Consider the following 18,656-nt stretch of genomic DNA (forward strand, 5'->3'; position numbering starts at 1 on the left):
GGATTGTTCATCCCATTTTGGCCGCGCCATCCATGACCATTTGTTTGACCTGATCACGGATCTTTTTGAGTTGGTCCAATTCCGCTTCCAACTCGTCGGATTGGCAATGGGTGAGGACATAATTTGCGGTTGCCAGTACATCGCGCCAACGTGGATTTTGCGGCAGCGTGTCGATGCTGAAGTATTTGTCCAAAGTGCGTGTTTGTAACGACGAGCGATCCAGATGAACGCGCCAAATGCCGCTTTGCTCGGCCAAATCGAACTTTGATTTCTGGCTGCACTTTTGCCAAATCTCCAACGCTTGTGACATCAGCGCAACCGTGGCTTCGCGATAGGCAAGGCGTTGGTCATCCAGGTCGTCGTGAAGGGGAGTATCTTCGGCAGGCGGCGAGGTCCGTGGCGTTTTGGACACCTCAATGGTATCAAGCGCCCGGCGCAGAATGGCGGGGTCTTGATCTTGAGACCAATCGGCACTGTTTGAGGGCAGTAGGATGATATTGAGACCGCCGCCCATTTCCTGATCCATTTCAAAGGCATGTAAGCTGATCGGTTCGGAATGGCCGTGCAACTGAATTTGATCGAGGCGCGCGCTGCCTTCCAGTTTGCAGTTTTCAAGCAGCAATTCAAAGCTGGTGTCCGGCAAGAGCTTTTTGATGTTGGTGCGGGCGCCCGCATGGGTGCCAAGCCATTCTTCCGCAAAGCGGTTGGCGTAGAACAGGTCGCCTGTTTCTTCCACACACCAGAGGCCGACGTGAAGGCTATCCAGCAATCCTGCCATGCGTGTTTGCGATAGGCGTAGCGCGTCTTCTACCTGAATACGCCGTTTCATTTCCGCGTGTAGTTGCGCGTTTTCGGCGCTGGCCATGCGCGCCCTTTGCGCTTCAAGCAATGTATCGACGCGGGCGAGTAGTTCGTCTTTTACGAACGGCTTGACCACATAATCATTGGCGCCAGCTTCCAGCCCGGCAATGACGTCGCGGGTGCGCGAGCGCGCGGTAACCATGATGATGGGCAATTCCAGCCGATCAAAGCGTTCGCGCAGTCGACGCGCCACTTCCAACCCGCTGAGGTCGGGCATCATCACATCAAGAATGATGAGGTTGGGGCGTTGCTTTTCGATCATTTCAAGCGCTGTGGCGCCATTGTCGGCAGTGCGTACAGCAAAGCCCTGCGGCAGCAACACATTGCGCAGAACCTGCAAATTGATGGGCTCGTCATCGACAACAAGAATTTGCGGCACGCCTTCTTGCGCGGGCGTGTCATCTTGCATCCAGTTTTCGTCACTGCTGTTGAGCGTTTCCTGATAGCCCTCGGATTGGCGCGAAATGGCGGGGGCGCCTTCCTGCTCAAAGTCCTTCGCCGTGGCGGCATTGAGTTGCAGCGTAAAGACAGAGCCTTCCCCCAATGTGCTGTCCGCAGAAAGCTCGCCGCCTAAAATGGTTGCCAAATGGCGCGCGATGGTCAGCCCCAATCCGGTGCCGCCAGTTTTGCGCACCGTGTCCACACCGTCGGCTTGCACCAGCGGTTTGAACATGCGGCCTAAATCGGCCTCGGAAATGCCCATGCCGGTATCGGCGATGGAAATTTGGACCTGCTCATTGAGGGTGCTGGCGGTGATGCGAATGGTGCCCGCTTCAGTGTATTTGATGGCGTTGCCCACAAGGTTATGCAGGATTTGCTCAAGCCGTACCGGGTCCGCCATTACCAGCGGTGTGTCATTGGCGATGTCAACCTCAAGGGTAACCGGTTCGCCGCGCAAAAGGGGTTCGGACAAAAGCAACACATTGCGCACGCTTGTCGCAACATCCACCGGGTGCATATCCAAGCGCATTTGCCCTTGCCGAATGCGATAAAGATCCAGCAAATCATCGACCAGCCGCGACAGTTTGCGGGCGCTGAAAGTGATCAATTGCAGTTGGCTGCGTTGACGTTCTGACAAATCCCCTGCAGCGCCGGCGGTGAGGGTTTCAGAAATGCCCACAATGCCATTGAGCGGCGTGCGCAGCTCGTGAGAGGTGTTGGCCAAGAATGTATCTTTCATCCGGTCAGCTTCTTCGAGCTGGGCGTTCTTTTCCTCAATCGCGGCCACGTTGGCATTGATTTGCAAAAGCTGATCGCGCACCGCGTCGCGCATGCGGCCAAAACTGTCTGTCAGGCGCTTGAGTTCAATGGGTTTTTCGATGTGCGGCATGGTGCGGTTTAAATCACCTGCCGCAATGGCTTCGGCCGTGTCCGTGATGCGCAGGATCGGGCGGGTGGCGCTGCGTGCTAGATGGGTGGCGATTAAAAACAGGATTGGAATCGCCAAGAGCGCCAAGGCGCTGACCGTTGCAATTAGCGTATTCACGCTGGCATAGGCCCTTGATGTGGGCACCTCGCTGACCAAAAGCCAATCGCGGTCAAACACTTGCACCGTGCCGAATGCGGCGAGGGCAGGGCCATTGGTTAAGCCCACAGGGACTTTTGCGGTTTCATTTCTATTGGCCAAAGACGGGATGTTCGCGGCATTGGGTTTGTCGCCTAGGTCGAGCTGGCTGTCTGTTGGGCGGCTGAGCACTTGCCTGTTCGAGGAGAGCAAAAAGACATGTCCAGCCTCGGATGTTTCAGACTGGACCAATCGCTCCACCCCATTGGTGGGCAAGCGGAAGACCACCACGCCGCTGGGGCGGGAATAGAATTTAACTTTGACCGCCAAATAGGCTGCAAATTCGCCGGTCACCGTGTCTTGTGCAAAATCGTGGAAGACGATGCCCATATCTTCATCTGTTGAGAGCAGTTGTTTGGCGACGTTTGAGACCGGGGCGTTGGAGAGGGGGCCGTAAATAGAGGTGGCGAGGTAATTGTCTTTTTCAACCGAGTAGACCACGCGACCCTGATTGTTGATCAAATAGAGATTGTCATATTCCGCAGACTCAATGAACGCCTCATATTCACCGTGAAATTGGGCGTGCATATTGTCGTAGATCAGTGCGGTGCTGATCAGCTTATCGCGGTCAGCGCGGTTGGCTGTTCCGCCAACGCCAAAGGCCACGCGCAAGATGCGGGCGGCTTCTTCGGGTTCGGGGGAAATCTCGCGAAAGCCGTAGCTGAAACCATAAAACTCACCAATCGAATACCTGACAATATTGGTTTGGCTCAAGGAATCAGCCTGGCGGGAGGCGAATTGTAGATATTGGCGGATTTCAGCTTGCTTAGCGTCGTTGATAAATTCGAGTTTTGCGAAGTTTTCGCCTTCAAGATTGGCGATCAAAACATAGAAAAATGTAGCGCTTACAATCAGAAGCGGTATCAGCGAAATGCTGGTAAATGCCAACAACAGACGCGCATGCAGGCCTTTAGGCGCCATCTTGTTCGGCCGCATATAGTCCAATTTAGGCCTCCCTCGATCACCTTTCGACATCTTATCCACAGTTCTGATCTTTGTAATTTACACTAAGTGTTTGAAACTATTCGCCATAAAATCGATTTTTACGATTTTTCCGCAGATTTTTCAGAATGCGCTGCGTGACTTTTGGTATTCAATTGGTTTGGTATAAAGTCGCCTGCAACGATAAATTTGTCAATAGACGAACAGGCAGGACTGAGGGACTTGCGGCAATCACAATGATCGCAAGTAGAGGATAATATATTAGGAGGAATTCCCATGCGTCGAAGCATGATTCTGTCAGCGGTTACCGCTGCGCTTATGGCTGGCACATCTGTTGCCCAAGCCGAAGATGTCATTTTGACAGCGGTGCCCCACCAAACAACAGCTTTCGCTGAAGTTTATAACCCGTTTAACCAAACATCAGATGTGCGCTCTGTACGTGACTTTATGTTTGAGCAGCTCGTGGTGTTTAACCGCATTCAAGGCGGTAAAGCTGAATATCGCTTGGCCGAGAGCTTCGATTATTCTGAAGATTTGAGCTCAGTTACGTTCAAGATCCGTGATGGCGTGAAATGGTCAGATGGCGAAACATTGGACGCCAATGACGTTTACTTCACATTCAATTTGATCAAAGAACATCCGGCGCTGGACACACGCGCCCTTTGGGAAAAGATCGACAGCGTTGAGTTGGTTGATGATCAACATGTGAAAGTGAACTACAAAGAGCCAAGCACTGGTTTGATCTTTGACGTTGCACGTATCCACACTGTGCCTGAGCACATTTGGGCCGATATTGAAGATCCTGTCAGCTTCACCAACCCAGATCCAGTTGGTTCTGGCCCACTGACCGAAATTCGCCGCTTTACGCCGCAAGAATATGTTCAGTGCCGCAACCCTTACTATTTCCAAGCTGAAGATTTGGACGTTGATTGCATGCGCTTCCCGCAAATCGCAACCAACGACCAAACTCTGACTGCTGCGGCGAAGGGTGAGTTGGACTGGTTTGGTTCATTCCTGCCGGACATTGAAAAAACCTATGTGGCGAAAGATCCTGAAAACCACAAATATTGGTTCCCAGGCGGCTCATTGGTTATTTTCAACCTGAACATGAATGCATCTGCTGAAGGCAACAAAGAAGCCTTTAATGATGTTGATTTCCGTCGCGCCTTCTCTATGGCGATGGATCGTCAGGCCATGGTTGATATCGCTGGCTACGGCTACCCAACCATCAACAAATACCCATCTGGTTTGGGCCGTGGTTACCACGCCTGGAACAACCCGGAAGCTGACGCACAATACGGCAAATATACTGAATATGATGTTGAAGCTGCGGCAGCACTTTTGGATGGGGCTGGCTATAAAGATGTGGACGGCGATGGTTTCTTGGATACACCTTCAGGCAAGCCAATTCAGTTCGACCTGATTGTGCCGAATGGCTGGACCGACTGGGTAAACACTGTGCAATTGGCCGTTGAAGGTTTGAACGAAGCGGGCATTAATGCCAGCGTTTCAACACCTGAAGCTGCTGCATGGACCCAGCAATTGCTGGATGGGTCTTACCAAGGTGCCATCAACGCGCTGGTGGTTGGCGTAACGCCACATATGGCGTTTGACACGTTCCACTCTTCCAAAGCGATGACGAGCCGCTTCTCTGTGACTGGCTACACCAATGAAGAGTTGGATAAGCTGCTGGATGGTTTCTTTAAGACAGCGAATGCTGATGAGCAGCGTGAGATCATGGACGAAATCCAAATGATCTTGTCAAAAGACATGCCGCACATCCCTGTGTTCAACAACCCTTATTGGTACCAGTACAACACAGCACGCTTTGAAGGCTTCTTCTCTGCGGACAATGCCCAAGCGGTTCCAACCGTTCACGATGGCAACCCAGAGCGTATCCTTCACCTGCTTTCAATCAAGCCGAAGAGCTAGTTCCTCCCTTTTGAAAGCTTGAGTGGATGGGCGGTGCAATGCACCGCCCATCGTTTAAAAGATTGGAAGACCAAAATGTCCTTCATCATCAGACGTATTATGTTTTATCTCGTAGCATTCTTGGTGGCAGCGACCATCAATTTTCTGCTGCCCCGCCTGATGCCGGGTAACCCCATCGATATTATGTTCGCCAATGCGGGCAACACCATGCCCCCAGAAGCCAAGAAGGCTTTGGCCGAAACCTTCGGCTTTGTCGAGCGCCCACTCATCGAAGAATATTTCATCTATCTGAAGTCCGTTTTTTCCTGGGATTTTGGTGTTTCAATCAAAAAATACCCACTTACGGTTATGGATGTTTTGATGCAGGCTCTGCCATGGACATTGTTCCTCGCGGGCACGTCTGTGATCCTTGCCTTTTGTATCGGTTCCTTGCTGGGCATTTATGCTGCTTGGAAACGCGGTGGCGGTTTTGACAGTATAATTTCGCCTTCGGCTTTGGCGGTGCAATCTGTGCCTGCCTTGGTGATCGGCATTCTGACGCTTTATCTGTTTGGCCTGGTGCTCGAGGTTTTGCCCACCAGCTATGCCTATGATCCGTCACTCGATCCCGGTTTTAGTTGGGCTTATATTTCATCGGTGTTTTATCACTCGCTGATGCCCATTGGCACGCTGGCCTTTGTGTCTATCGGTGGCTATTTGATCACTATGCGCAACAATATGATTGGGCAGTTGGGGGAAGAACATGTGGTCATGGGGCACGCCAAGGGTCTGACGGATAAACGCGTGCGCTACAATTATGCGGCACGAAATGCGTTGTTGCCTTCGATGACTGCGTTTGCGTTGAGCCTCGGCTCGGTCATGGGCGGCTCATTGATTATTGAAATTGTGTTCAATTACCCCGGTTTGGGCAACATTTTGTTCCAAGGGATTATCGCGCGGGATTATCCGTTGATCCAAGGGCAGTTGATCATCATGACGTTGGCGATGCTGACGGCGAATTTGTTGATCGACTTCATCTATATTTTCCTCGATCCACGGCTGCGGAAGGCATAAATCATGTTCAAATTTCTCTCGATTATTCTGCGAAATAAGAAAGCTACCGCTGGCCTGTTGATCGTTGTGGCCTTTATTTGCCTTGCGCTCGCGGCGCCGTTTGTCACCAGCCATGATCCGGCGAAACGGGTGGCCCGGCCACACCAGGCGCCTTCGGTCGAGCATGTGATGGGGTCAACACGCATGGGCCGCGATGTTTATACCCAATTTGTGTGGGGCACGCGCACATCCTTGATGGTTGGTTTTTCGGCTGGTCTGATCGTTACTGTGATCGGCACGCTGATTGGCGTGACCGCGGGCTATTTTGGTGGGGTCATAGATGAATCTTTGAACTTCATCACCAATATTGCACTGGTCATACCGCAATTGCCGCTCTTATTGGTGCTTGCCGCCTTTATCGGCAAGTCTGACCCCTTTATGATTGCGATTATTATTGGCTTAACCTCCTGGGCGTGGGGGGCGCGGGTCACCCGTGCCCAGACCTTGACCTTACGACGGCGTGAATTTGTGGAAGCGTCGGAGCAGATCGGCGAGCCAAGCTGGCGTATTATTTGCGTTGAGCTGATGCCAAACCTGTTGTCCATTATTGGCTTCAACTTTATCGGCTCCGTGGTTTACACGATCATTACCCAAGCCACGCTTGAGTTTTTGGGGCTGGGCGATCCACTCGCCGTTTCCTGGGGCAATATGCTTTATAACGCGCAAACCTCTTCGGCGATCACTGTAGGGGCGTGGTGGGAAATGCTGGCGCCATGTTTTGCGATTGTCACCATTGGCATTGGTTTGAGCCTGTTGAACTTTGGTGTTGATGAGATTTCAAACCCACGTCTGCGGACTTTGGGCGCGATCAACAAAGCGGTGAAAGCGCAAAAGAAGTTCGACCAAACCTATAAAAGCGCGAAAGGAGCTGCATCATGACTCAATCAGAACGGTTCCTCGATTTGAAAGGGCTTGAAGTCGACTATATGACTTTGGATGGTCCGTTTCGCGCGGTGAAAGGCGTTGATCTGCACATTAATCGTGGTGAGGTTTTGGGCCTTGCCGGGGAAAGCGGATGCGGCAAATCGACAATTGCTTACGCCTTGATGCGGCTGCATCGTCCACCTGCGTTTATTTCAGGTGGCACCATCACCATTGATGGTGAGGATGTTTTGTCTTTTGACGAAGAAAAGCTGGCGCAATGGCGTTGGAGCAAAGTCTCCCTGGTGTTCCAAAGTGCGATGAATGCGCTCAACCCGGTGTTGACGATATTTGAGCAGTTCCGCGATGTATATCATCGGCACACGGGCGAAGACACCGCGGCAGCGCGGGTGCGGGCCGAGGAGTTGATGGACCTAGTGGGCATCGATCCGGCGCGCCTAGACGATTATCCGCACCAATTGTCTGGCGGTATGCGCCAGAGGGTGGTGCTGGCCAATGCGCTTATTCTTGAGCCGCAAATGATCATCATGGATGAGCCAACCACCGCTCTCGATGTGGTGGTGCAGCGCGAGATTTTGCAAGAAATTGCGGGGCTGCAGAAAAAGTTTGGCTTTTCGATCCTGTTTATCACCCATGATTTGGCGCTGATGTCGCAATTTGCAGACCGCATCGCCATCATGTTGCAGGGTGAAATTGTGGAAGTGAACAGCGCGCATGAGATTTTGCACAATCCTCAGCATGATTACACCAAGCAACTTTGGGATGCGATGCCCAGCTTTGATGATGCAAAGGGAGTGGCATAATGGCTGATCAACCCTATTTGGAAGTTAAAGGCGTTTCGAAAACCTATACGCTGAAGACAATATTTAGCGGCAGCAAGCAGGTGAAAGCGCTTCAGGATATTTCCTTTAAGCTGGGCCGGGGCGAAGCCTTGGCATTGGTGGGGGAAAGTGGCTCTGGCAAGTCCACATGTGGCCGCGCCATTGCGGGCATGTTTGATATTGATGAAGGCGATATTCTGGTGAATGGCAAGAGCATCACCAGCGCCCGTAATTCAAAAGAAAAGCGCGAAAACGCGCAAAAAGTGCAGATGGTGTTTCAAGACCCATTTGCATCGCTCAACCCCACCCATACGGTGCGTCACCATTTGGCGCGGCCACTGACGTTGCACAAGCGCGTGCCTGAAGGTTCGACGCTGGAGCAAGAGCTGGTGCGCACGCTTGAGGATGTGGAACTAGAGCCAGATGTGATGCTGGATAAATTTCCGCACGAGCTTTCGGGCGGGCAGCGGCAGCGGATCAATTTGGCCCGGGCGCTCGCCGTTGGTGCGGAATTGATCATTGCGGATGAACCCACATCGATGCTCGACGTATCGATCCGTCGGTCTATTTTGAACCTGATGAACCGGCTGAAAACAGACCGGGGAATTACGTTTCTTTATATCACCCATGATTTGGCGACGGCGCATTACCTCACAGAAAATACTGCTGTGATGTATGGCGGGCGTATTGTGGAATATGGTCCGTCGGATGCAATTGTGCGTGATCCGCAACATCCATATTCGCAGTTGCTCTTGTCCTCTGTGCCCAACGCGCATACACGCATTAATGCGGACTTTGAACATGCGCGTGATTTCTCGAAATTCGCGGATCGGGTGCGTACGGAAACAGCAGCCAGCACGGCGGGGCTGAAAGAAATCGCTGCTGGACGGTTTGTGCGGGCCGCTTAGTTTGGAGAACGCGTCGCGTCGGTGATGGCGCTTTTAGCTGGAGGATCGATTATGACGAATGCGGCCAGGAATGGATCTGACATGAAGGTGCGCCAAGCGCACCCCAGCGACGAAGCGGCGATCAGCTATATTTGTGTCTGCACCGCAGATGGCGGCGGCGACGCGCGTTCTCTCTATTCTCGGTTGGATTTGCCCGGGCTGATTTGGGCGGTGCCCTATTTGCATTTCAACCCGGCGCATTGTTTTGTGTTGGAACGAGACAACTCGGTTGTCGGTTACATCGTTACCGCGGCCGACACACGCGCCTATGAGCAATGGCAACATGCGCGCTGGTGGCCGCAGGTCAATGAGGGTTTGCGCGATTTTACGCCGGAAACGGAAGCGGACCAGAATTTTCTTGATGCCTTGGCGCAAAACCAACAACCCGCGCCTGACTATGCAGATCAATATCCGGCGCATCTGCATATCAATTTGTTGCCAGAAGCGCAGGGCGGCGGGTTTGGCCAAAAGCTGATGCACGCCGCTCTTGATCAATTGCGGGCAGACGGTGTGTCCGGCATCCATCTTGGGGTGAATCGCAACAATGTCCGGGCAATCGGCTTTTATAAGGCGATGGGTTTTGAGCAGGTGGCTGACGAAGGCGCGCCCATTTTTGCGCGCGCCCTCTGAGTTGTGCTGACCTATTTGCCTTTGGCCCAACGGTACACAAAGGGCAAAATGAGCGCATAGACGATGCCCAATGCCCACACCGCGCTTGCCATGGCGAAAAAGCCATTAAGCGGCTGTTTCAGGAAATCTCGTGTGGCATTGAGCTGTTCGGCTTTCTGATCATATTCAGGACCTTCAGTCAGGCCAGTGTGGGCCAGTTCCTGGGCGTAATAATTGTCCAGAAATTCGGGCATGAAAACTTGCGAATAAAGCACATTGAACAGCCCGAATATGACACCGGCGACCAATGCAACGCCAAGGCCGATCCCAATCGCCGGCAACATGGCGGGTGCGTGTCCAAGCTGGGCTTTTGCGCCGCTCAGCGCGGGCCAAATCATGGCCAATCCCAAAAACATGCCGATATAGCCTGTTAATGCTGCCAATTGGAAGGTGGTGGGATTGTCGAGCGGGAAAATGGCATAGCCTAATGTGGCCAGGATGCTCATGATGAGGCCGCCGATTGCGCCCCATTTGATTATGTTTAAAGTCATTATTTGCTCCCCAAAATGTGATAAATGTGCGGTGCTACTTCTTTTGTGCGCGGATGCGGGCGCGCAGATATTTGGCGGCGGAGCGATAATGACTTGGCCCCGCAGCTTCAGCCCAGCGACCCGGCGTCCAATCATTATTGGCGCCTTTCATCGGGCCGCCATAAAGCTCTTTGTCGCTGTGATCTTCCATAAATTTGCGGATCTTTTTGTGGTTTTGTTCCAGCATTTGGACAACGTCGTCCCACGACAAGTTGGCTTGCTGCTCGCGTAAATTACCGTTGTAGCGCTTGAGTTCGCTCCATTTGTAGCCTTTGGCGGGAAAGAAGACTTCTTTGCCTGCCATGCCATCATTGTACCAGCCAAGGAACAACTCAATCCAATGGGCGCGGTGGCCGATAACATCTTTGATCGATGTGTCATCGTCGTCCTTCTTTAGCGCAAAATCCGCATCGATGGTTTCGAGTAGTTTTTCGAGCTTGCCGTATTCTTTGTCGGTAACAGCAATAAGGTCGTCTTTATTTGTTGCAGCAGGCATTTTCTTCTCCTTTACAAGGACAGATTGAACCTGCCAGCGGGACTTACATTGACTTGAGTCAAGTTCGGTCGCATTTGTCCGACAATTTTGTTTTTTGTTAACGCTGAGCGTGAGCAGTTGGTCCGATTTAGTGTTTTGTAACAATTGGAAACCTATGGTCTCCTCAGGAGATTATTATGCTGCGAGTAATTAATTGTATTGCTTTCGCGCACGACTTTGCCCTGGTGGCGCTGGCGGCTGTGATTTGTGCTGTTGGCGCGGCTGTGTCGGTCCACCTGCTTAAAAAGGTGTTTGTTACGGCCAGCACGGCACGTTTTGCCTGGGGCTTTATTGGGGCGATCGCGGCAGGGTCTACCATTTGGTGCACGCATTATGTAGCGATGTTGGCCTTTGAACCCGGGGTGCCCGTTGCCTATGATTTTGGGCCCACTCTTCTTTCACTTTTTGTCGCAATTGTTGGCTGCGTGGCGGCCTATGGCATAGCGGGCGAACGGTTTGCGTATGCAGCGCCGGTTGGCGGGGTTGTCTTTGGGTTGGCGATTTCAGCTATGCACTATACGGGCATGACCGCATTCTCCACACGGGCCGTGATGGCCTGGAACATGAATTATGTCGTGGCTTCAGTCGTGTTGGCGGTTTTACTTGGGGTGCTGGCCTTTTATCTTACGCAGCGTATGCGCGGTATTCGCCGCATCGTTGAGGGTGCTGGAGTGATGGTGCTGGCGATTGTCAGCTTACATTTTACCGGCATGGCGGCATTGGAGATTACACCACTTGCTGCAAGCGCAACTGAGGTGACCACGGCAGAAGCGCGGGACATGATCGCGATTGCTGTTGCTGGGGTGTGTCTTTTGGTGTTGGGCACCGGGGCGGTCGCCTATTTTCTCGACAATCAGGTGCGGGCATTTGCAACGCTACGCTTTCGCCATTTGGCAGAGAGTGCCGTGGATGGCATGGCGGTGGTGCGGGGCAATCAAATTCTGGGCGCAAATAGCGAGTTTGCGCGCATGGTGAAAATGTCCAAGGCAGATATTGTGGGCAAGTCAGCTGAAACCTTTATTGATCAGGTCGGGCAATATCAGGAAGGCAAACTGAGTGCGGCTGATCTCAAACGTGCCGATGGCACATGCTTGCCGGTGGAACTGGCGGTTCAAACCGAACAAGTGAGCGATGATGGCCAACCGCTGACGATTTTGGCTTTGCGCGACATCAGCCAGCGTCTGGCACAAGAAGAGAAAATCTCGTTTCTAGCGCAATATGACAGTTTGACCGGACTGCGCAACCGCGCTTCCTTCCTGGAAAACACTCAAAGTATTCTGGAGTGGGCTGGCAAAGAAAGTTGCTATGCCGTGATCGCCATCGATCTGGACCGCTTTAAAGAAATTAACGACATGTATGGCCACGCCGCAGGCGACAAAGTGCTGGTTAAAACGGGTCAACGGTTGAAGGAAACCTTGGCAGCACACCAATTTGCGGCGCGGATTGGTGGTGATGAATTTGTGGTGTTTTCCGAAATTGAGCATCAGGATGATGCCATCCATTTGGCAGAACGCTTGGAACGCGAACTGGGGCAAAATATTGAGCATGAGGGCGTTGTGCTGAAAAGCCCGGCCAGCTTTGGTGTGGCGCTTTACCCTGAGGATGGGCGACAGATCAACACATTGCTAAACAACGCGGATCTGGCCATGTATCGCGCCAAAACCTCTGATGATCAGCAAATTTGCCTTTATGATAAAGGGATGGATGACAGCATTCGCAAGCGCCGTCAGTTGGTGGATGAATTGCGGCTGGGCATTCAAACTGACCAGCTGGTGCTGCATTATCAAGTGCAGATGAATGTGCCCGATGAAACAGTGGCTGGCTATGAAGCGCTTGTGCGCTGGCACCATCCCGAAAAAGGCCTCATGCCGCCCATGACCTTTATTCCTTTGGCTGAACAAACCGGGTTGATCGGCATGTTGGGCGAATGGGTGTTGCGCAAGGCATGTGAAGAAGCGGCAGGCTGGCCCTCCAAACTTCCCGTTTCGGTGAACCTTTCGCCAGCGCAATTGACGGCGCCTAATTTTGCGGAACAGGTGCAAGACATTTTGCTCGAGAGTGGGTTGCCGCCGGAACGCTTGGAACTTGAGGTGACCGAAAGCAGCTTTATCAGCGATCAGAAGAAGGCCATAGCGGTGTTGCAAAAGCTCAAGGATATGGGCATTGCCATTTCTGTCGATGATTTTGGCACAGGCTATTCTTCATTGGCCATGTTGCGGGCTTTCCCATTTGATAAGATCAAGCTCGATAAGTCTTTGATTGATGATATTGACAACAATCAACGCTCAAAAGGCGTGTTTCGGGCCGTGCTGTCGCTTGGGGATGCCCTGTCGGTGCCCATTTTGGCTGAAGGGGTGGAGAACAAAGAGCAGCTTAGCTTTTTGCTCGAGCATGGGTGCCACTTGGTGCAAGGCTTTTACTATGGCAAGCCGCAGCGCTATGAAATGTTGAGCCCGCAAAAAGAAACCCCGGTTAAGGTGGTTGGCATCAAGGGCTGACAACCCGTGCATTTTGAGCGGCGCGGCGGGCATGACAGAGACGAACCTGTCGTGCCCTTTTTTATGAACCGCGGCAGTAAAACAAGATGACTTGTCATTAAATGATAAGTCATATAATCTAACAGTGGGGATGAGTGAAAAGAGATATGACGGACCTAAAAAGCAATTCCATATTGCGGCTAGATCACATTCCGGAGACAGCGAGTGAGCTTTCCGTTGCGGCACAGCGCTTGGCGCGGCTGTTGCGCGGACAAATTTCGATGTTGTTGGCGGCCAATGGCGATCTTGGCTTGGTGGAATGGCGCATATGTTTGTGTATTTCACAAAGCGAAAAACCATCGCAAAAAGAGCTTGTTGATTTTGCTGGCATTGAGCAGGCGCAAGTCAGCCGCGCTCTAATGAAGCTGGAGCAAAAAGGCATAATTGAATCCAAGCAATCGGCGCGGGACCGTCGGGTGCGGATTTTTGCCTTAAGCGAAAAAGGCCAAGCCTATTTTGATCGGGTGCAACCTGTGATCGAGGGCTATCACCAGCAAATTGATGCGGTTTTGAGCGAAACGGAAAAAGCACAATTCCTCGACATGGTTGAGCGCGTGGCGAAGGCGGCGCAATTGGCCAGCAATGATGAAGCGCAACAAGCAGGATAACCGATATCCTGAAGCGCGTTGAGCATGAACAGTTTCGAAAGAAGCGATAGGGAGGAATAAAATGAACAGAATTATTGCAGTTGCATGTGCGGCGATGATGTCGATCACTGGGCCAGCTTTGGCGCAGGATTGGGCGCCATCTGGGTCGGTTGAATTGCAAATCGGCTTTGGTGCCGGTGGCGAAACAGACACGCTTGGCCGTGTGATCGCGGCGACCATGGAAGAGCAAACGGGCTGGAACGTGGTGCCACAAAACAAGCCTGGTGGTGGCGGCATTGCCATGTTCACTGGGTTGTTGAATGCGGACGCCGATGGGTCCGTTATCGCGATGGGTGTATCCATGCCGGTCTTGATCAACCTCACCTTGCGTGGCGATCAATTGCCATTTGATTTGGACAGCTTTGATTATCTTGGCACGGTGACGCGGGCGCAGTTGGCGATTATCGCGAGAGACGACGCGCCGTTTGATGATATTGCGAGCTTGGTAGAATATTCGAAAGAGCAGGGCGGTGTGCCTGTTGCGTTTGACGCGAAGCCGCAAGAGCTAATGCTGATGGCACTCAACGAGCAGACGGGCGCTGGCTTCAAGTTGGTCTCGACGAAGAGCTCTGCTGAAATGGTGCAGTTTGTGTTGGGCGGCCAGGTGCAAGCCTCGTTCAATGCGGGGACGCATATTCAATATTTGGAAAAAGGTGATGTGAAGATGTTGGCAAGTGCCAATGCGGATCGCCATTCCTATGCGCAAGATGTACCAACTTTGCAGGAGCAAGGGTATGATCTTTACACCGACCCTTATTTCTACTTTGCAGCGCCTAGAGGGCTTTCAGATGACGCCAAGTCCGCTTTGGCGGCGGCTTTGGATGCTGCCATCAAGTCTGACAAAGTGCAGGATGTGGTGACCAATGTGATGCAAAACAGCACCAACAATTTGGGACCAGACGGCACGAAAAAAATGATGGAAGACGGGCTGGCAAGCGTTGGCGACTTGTTCAACTAAGCTTGAATTGGCTGCCCCTTTGAGGGGGCAGCCCTTCCCTTTTTCAGGACTTCATTCATGACTGATCGATTGACAGGCATCGCCGTTATTTTGTTTGGCGCGGCGCTTTTTTTCCTGATCACGCCCAGTGCCACCGAAACAGTGGGATATGGCTGGCTGCGGCCCAACACGGTGCCGAATGTGATGGCGGTGATTATGATGCTGGCCGGGACGACATTGGCGATTTCCACACCGCAAGAACAGCAGATTGATTTTCCGAAAATGGCGCGGGCAGCAGGCTTCCTGTTGGTGATCAGCATTGGCCTTTGGGCGATGGCGCAATGGCGATATGTGTTCGTCGCACCGTTTTTGGCCCTTGTGTTGATGGTACTCGTCGGCGAGCGGCGCTGGCCATGGTTGCTGGTTGGGGCGGTGGTTTTACCTGTCACCATTTCCTTTCTCATCGAATATGTGCTCGAACGCCCCTTGTTCTAACTGGATAATTTATGGTCGATCTTTCCGTTATTTTAGCTGGATTTGCTGACGCTTTTACCCCCATCAATTTGATGTTTGTGGTGTGTGGCGTGATGTTGGGGCAGTTTGTGGGGGCGATGCCCGGCATCGGCCCGGTGATGGCCATGGCCATCGCCATTCCCTTCACCTTTGTGATTGACCCGCTGCCTGCGATCGCCTTTCTGGTCGGCATCAATAAGGGCGGTTTGGTGGGCGGTGCGGTGCCTGCGATTTTGATCAATACGCCGGGCACGCCAGATGCGGCGGCGACCGCGATGGATGGGCATCCGTTGGCGCAGCAGGGCAAGCCGGAGAAAGCGACCAAGATGGCGCTTTATTCGTCTGTCACGGGCGACACATTTTCCGACATTGTGTTGGTGACGATTTCAGCGCCGCTGGCGCTGGTGGCGTTGAAGATGGGGCCGGTGGAAATTCTCGCGCTGATGGTTTTTGCCTTTTCCGTGATTGCCGGACTGGTGGGCAAGAGCATTTCCAAAGGCATCATCGCGGCGGCTTTGGGCATGTTGGCGGCGACCGTTGGGTTGGACCCTGAACACGCGACGCCGCGCTATTATTTCGGCTATTTTGAACTGTTTGACGGGTTGTCTTTGGCAGCCGTGGCCATCGGCATGTTGGCCGTGGCCGAAATCTTGCGGCGCTTGGCCAGCAGCAAGAAGGGCGCGTCTGCCACAATTGCTCAGCCAAAGGATATGACTGCGGCCGATCGGCGCGTGAGCTTTGCCGAATATTGGGCCTGTCGCTTTACCATGCTGCGGGGCGCTGCCATTGGCACTATATTGGGGGCTTTGCCCGGTGTCGGTTCCACGGCAGCGGCCTTTATGTCCTATGCCGCGACCAAGAAATCATCGAAAGACCCGGACAGCTTTGGTAAAGGCAATTTGCAAGGCATTGCCGCAGCGGAAAGCGCCAATTCTGCGGTGATGGGGGCCAATTTGATTCCGCTTTTGACACTCGGCATTCCCGGCAGTGTGGGCGCGGCGTTGATCATTTCCGCCTTCGTCATCCATGGTATTCAGCCGGGGCCGTTGCTTTTTGAAGAGCAGGGGCGGCTGGTCTATGGCTTGTTTGGAGCGATGATTATGGCCAATTTTGCCAATCTGTTTGTTGGGCAATTGGGATTGCGGCTCTGGTCCTTTGTGATCCGCGCGCCGGAATCCGTCATATTCTCCACCGCTATTTTGCTGTGTATCGCCGGGGTTTATTTGGCCACCGGAGGCGTGTTCGGCGTGATCATCATGCTGATGGCGGCAGCGCTTGGCTATGTGATGACCAGCTTTGGTTTTTCGCCGGTGATTTTCATCATCGCCTTTTTCCTCGGCGGGCGATTTGAAATTGCCCTGTCGCAAAGCCTTGTTTTGCTGGATGGCAATGTGCTGGCCCTGATCAATTACCCCATAGCTTTAGCCCTATTCGCGATCGCTCTGATCACCATGGTGTGGATGATCTGGGCTGATCGCCAAAAAGAATTATAGAGGTTTTTATGACCCAGAAGAAAAATGTCCTTTTCATTATGTTTGATCAGCTCCGGTTTGATTATCTGAGCTGTCAGGGGCATCCACATTTGAAGACGCCGCATATGGACAGTTTGGCAGAAAAGGGCGTGCGCTTTACCCGCGCTTATGTGCAGTCGCCCATCTGTGGCTCATCGCGCATGAGCTATTATACGGGGCGTTATGTGCATAGCCATGGGGCGCAGCGGAATAATTTTCCGCTGAAGGTGGGCGAGTTTACGCTTGGGGATCATCTGCGCAATGGGGATATTGACTGCTATCTGATTGGCAAAACACATATGCAGGCTGATGAGGCCGGGCTGAAACGATTGGGCATTATGCCCGATAGCGTGATTGGCGCACGGCAATCGGAATGCGGGTTCGATGCCTATATCCGTGACGATGGATTGTGGGCCGAAGGGATTGGCGGGCTCTATGACAGCAAGCGCTCGCCCTATAATGAATATCTGAAAGATAAGGGCTATGAAGCGCACAATCCCTGGCATGAGAATGCCAATGCGGCGCTGAATGACGAGGGTGATATTGCTTCCGGCTGGTTGATGCAAAATGCGGATCAGCCCGCCAACATCAAGGAAGAGGATTCTGAGACACCTTGGCTGACCAGCCAAGCGATCCAGTTTATGGAAGAGCGACGCGATGCGGATAAGCCGTGGCTGTGTCATCTCTCCTATATCAAACCGCATTGGCCTTATATTGTGCCCGCGCCCTATCATGACATGTATGGCCCAGAGCAAATTTTGCCGGTGCAGCGCAGTTCTCAGGAGAAGGCGTATCCGCATCCGGTTTATGGCGCCTATATGGAAAATCTGGTGGCGCAGAGCTTTTCCAAAGACGAGGTGCGGGAGAAGGTGATCCCCGCCTATATGGGGCTGATCAAACAATGTGATGATCAAATGGGGCGGCTGTTTGCTTATCTCGAAGAGACCGGGCAAATGGACAATACCATGATCGTGATCACGTCCGACCATGGAGATTATTTAGGCGACCATTGGCTGGGTGAAAAAGACCTTTTCCATGAATGTTCGGTCAAAGTGCCGCTGATCATTTATGACCCGAGTGCCGACGCTGATGCGACACGAGGCACTGTGTGTGATGAGCTGGTGGAAGCCATTGATCTGGCCCCGACCTTTTTGGATTGGTTTGGCCAGGACATTCCCAACCACATTGTGGAGGGCCGCTCTCTAATGCCCTTCTTGCAAGGTGAAAAGCCAGAAGATTGGCGCGAATTTGTGATCTCTGAATATGATTATTCCACCACATTGGCAGCGGAAAAATTGGGCCTGGAGCCTGAAGATTGTCGGTTGTTTATGGTGGCGGATAAGGATTGGAAGTTGGTGCATGCCGAGGGAGATATGCGCCCGATGCTGTTTGACCTGAATGACGATCCGAATGAATTTTATGATTTGGGCGATAGCGCGTCGCATTTTCCAGTGCGGGAGCAAATGTATAAGCGTTTGGGAGCGTGGGCGCGGCGCATGTCGCAGCGCACGGCCATCTCGGACGCGCGCATCAGGAAGATGCGTGGCAAGGCGCTGGATAAGGGCATTTTCTTGGGCCTTTTTGACGGAACCGAAGTGCCAGAAGAGAAGGTTGAGCCGATCAAAGGTAAGGGCAAGAAGGCCAACTAGCCCGTCGGTTCACGAAAATTTGCACCCCTATCCACATGCTGTGCGATGGGTTTGTCCGATGCGTCTAAATCGCCTTGTGGGCGATAA

Annotated in this window: 15 protein-coding genes; 12 read left to right on the top strand and 3 right to left on the bottom strand. The window is 52.6% G+C overall.

Features of this window, described 5'->3' with window-relative positions; genetic code table 11:
* Positions 1 to 7 precede the first annotated feature (7 nt).
* The gene (locus MXMO3_RS05085) at positions 8 to 3,361 is read right to left on the bottom strand and encodes a hybrid sensor histidine kinase/response regulator (RefSeq protein WP_117395166.1); all 3,354 of its coding nucleotides are present in this window, start codon (positions 3,359 to 3,361) and stop codon (positions 8 to 10) included.
* 282 nt (positions 3,362 to 3,643) lie between these two features.
* Between MXMO3_RS05085 and MXMO3_RS05090 the strand changes: the two genes are divergently transcribed.
* The 6 genes from MXMO3_RS05090 to MXMO3_RS05115 all read left to right on the top strand — a co-directional run bounded on the left by MXMO3_RS05090 (position 3,644) and on the right by MXMO3_RS05115 (position 9,671).
* Positions 3,644 to 5,299: an ABC transporter substrate-binding protein gene (locus MXMO3_RS05090; RefSeq protein ID WP_027834780.1), complete on the top strand. Its 1,656-nt coding sequence runs from the start codon at positions 3,644 to 3,646 to the stop codon at positions 5,297 to 5,299.
* A 75-nt stretch (positions 5,300 to 5,374) separates the two neighbouring features.
* Positions 5,375 to 6,352, top strand: a complete 978-nt coding sequence (locus MXMO3_RS05095) for an ABC transporter permease (protein WP_027834779.1) — start codon at positions 5,375 to 5,377, stop codon at positions 6,350 to 6,352.
* Between the two features lie 3 nt (positions 6,353 to 6,355).
* Positions 6,356 to 7,270: an ABC transporter permease gene (locus tag MXMO3_RS05100; RefSeq protein ID WP_117395167.1), complete on the top strand. Its 915-nt coding sequence runs from the start codon at positions 6,356 to 6,358 to the stop codon at positions 7,268 to 7,270.
* Positions 7,267 to 8,076 carry an ABC transporter ATP-binding protein gene (locus MXMO3_RS05105; RefSeq protein ID WP_027834777.1) on the top strand — a complete coding sequence of 270 codons (810 nt, stop codon included), beginning with the start codon at positions 7,267 to 7,269 and terminating at the stop codon, positions 8,074 to 8,076. The genes MXMO3_RS05100 and MXMO3_RS05105 overlap by 4 nt, the downstream gene beginning before the upstream one ends.
* On the top strand, positions 8,076 to 9,002 hold the full coding sequence (locus MXMO3_RS05110) for an ABC transporter ATP-binding protein (RefSeq protein WP_027834776.1): 927 nt from the start codon (positions 8,076 to 8,078) through the stop codon (positions 9,000 to 9,002). The genes MXMO3_RS05105 and MXMO3_RS05110 overlap by 1 nt, the downstream gene beginning before the upstream one ends.
* A 51-nt stretch (positions 9,003 to 9,053) precedes the next feature.
* The gene (locus MXMO3_RS05115) at positions 9,054 to 9,671 is read left to right on the top strand and encodes a GNAT family N-acetyltransferase (protein WP_162889136.1); all 618 of its coding nucleotides are present in this window, start codon (positions 9,054 to 9,056) and stop codon (positions 9,669 to 9,671) included.
* A gap of 11 nt (positions 9,672 to 9,682) precedes the next feature.
* Here the strand turns inward: MXMO3_RS05115 and MXMO3_RS05120 are convergent, their stop codons facing one another.
* Positions 9,683 to 10,201 (bottom strand): DUF4199 domain-containing protein, encoded by a 519-nt coding sequence (locus MXMO3_RS05120; protein WP_162889137.1) that lies wholly within the window; start codon positions 10,199 to 10,201, stop codon positions 9,683 to 9,685.
* 34 nt (positions 10,202 to 10,235) lie between these two features.
* Complete coding sequence (locus tag MXMO3_RS05125) at positions 10,236 to 10,736, bottom strand: ClbS/DfsB family four-helix bundle protein (RefSeq protein ID WP_117395170.1); 501 nt, start codon at positions 10,734 to 10,736, stop codon at positions 10,236 to 10,238.
* 176 nt (positions 10,737 to 10,912) lie between these two features.
* On the opposite strand from MXMO3_RS05125, the gene MXMO3_RS05130 reads away from it, so the two are divergent.
* The 6 genes from MXMO3_RS05130 (at position 10,913) to MXMO3_RS05155 (ending at position 18,569) form a co-directional block, all read left to right on the top strand.
* Positions 10,913 to 13,273 carry a bifunctional diguanylate cyclase/phosphodiesterase gene (locus MXMO3_RS05130; protein ID WP_117395171.1) on the top strand — a complete coding sequence of 787 codons (2,361 nt, stop codon included), beginning with the start codon at positions 10,913 to 10,915 and terminating at the stop codon, positions 13,271 to 13,273.
* A gap of 146 nt (positions 13,274 to 13,419) precedes the next feature.
* Positions 13,420 to 13,920: a MarR family winged helix-turn-helix transcriptional regulator gene (locus MXMO3_RS05135; RefSeq protein WP_027834772.1), complete on the top strand. Its 501-nt coding sequence runs from the start codon at positions 13,420 to 13,422 to the stop codon at positions 13,918 to 13,920.
* Positions 13,921 to 13,981: 61 nt separating this feature from the next.
* Positions 13,982 to 14,917, top strand: a complete 936-nt coding sequence (locus tag MXMO3_RS05140; RefSeq protein WP_117395172.1) for a tripartite tricarboxylate transporter substrate binding protein — start codon at positions 13,982 to 13,984, stop codon at positions 14,915 to 14,917.
* 57 nt (positions 14,918 to 14,974) lie between these two features.
* On the top strand, positions 14,975 to 15,391 hold the full coding sequence (locus tag MXMO3_RS05145; RefSeq protein ID WP_117395173.1) for a tripartite tricarboxylate transporter TctB family protein: 417 nt from the start codon (positions 14,975 to 14,977) through the stop codon (positions 15,389 to 15,391).
* Positions 15,392 to 15,402: 11 nt separating this feature from the next.
* Entirely contained in the window at positions 15,403 to 16,902 is a 1,500-nt protein-coding gene (locus tag MXMO3_RS05150) for a tripartite tricarboxylate transporter permease (RefSeq protein ID WP_117395174.1), read from the top strand.
* Positions 16,903 to 16,910: 8 nt separating this feature from the next.
* Complete coding sequence (locus MXMO3_RS05155) at positions 16,911 to 18,569, top strand: alkaline phosphatase family protein (protein WP_117395175.1); 1,659 nt, start codon at positions 16,911 to 16,913, stop codon at positions 18,567 to 18,569.
* The last annotated feature ends 87 nt before the right edge of the window (positions 18,570 to 18,656 follow it).

The sequence above is a fragment of the Maritalea myrionectae genome, assembly GCF_003433515.1.
GTDB lineage: Bacteria > Pseudomonadota > Alphaproteobacteria > Rhizobiales > Devosiaceae > Maritalea > Maritalea myrionectae.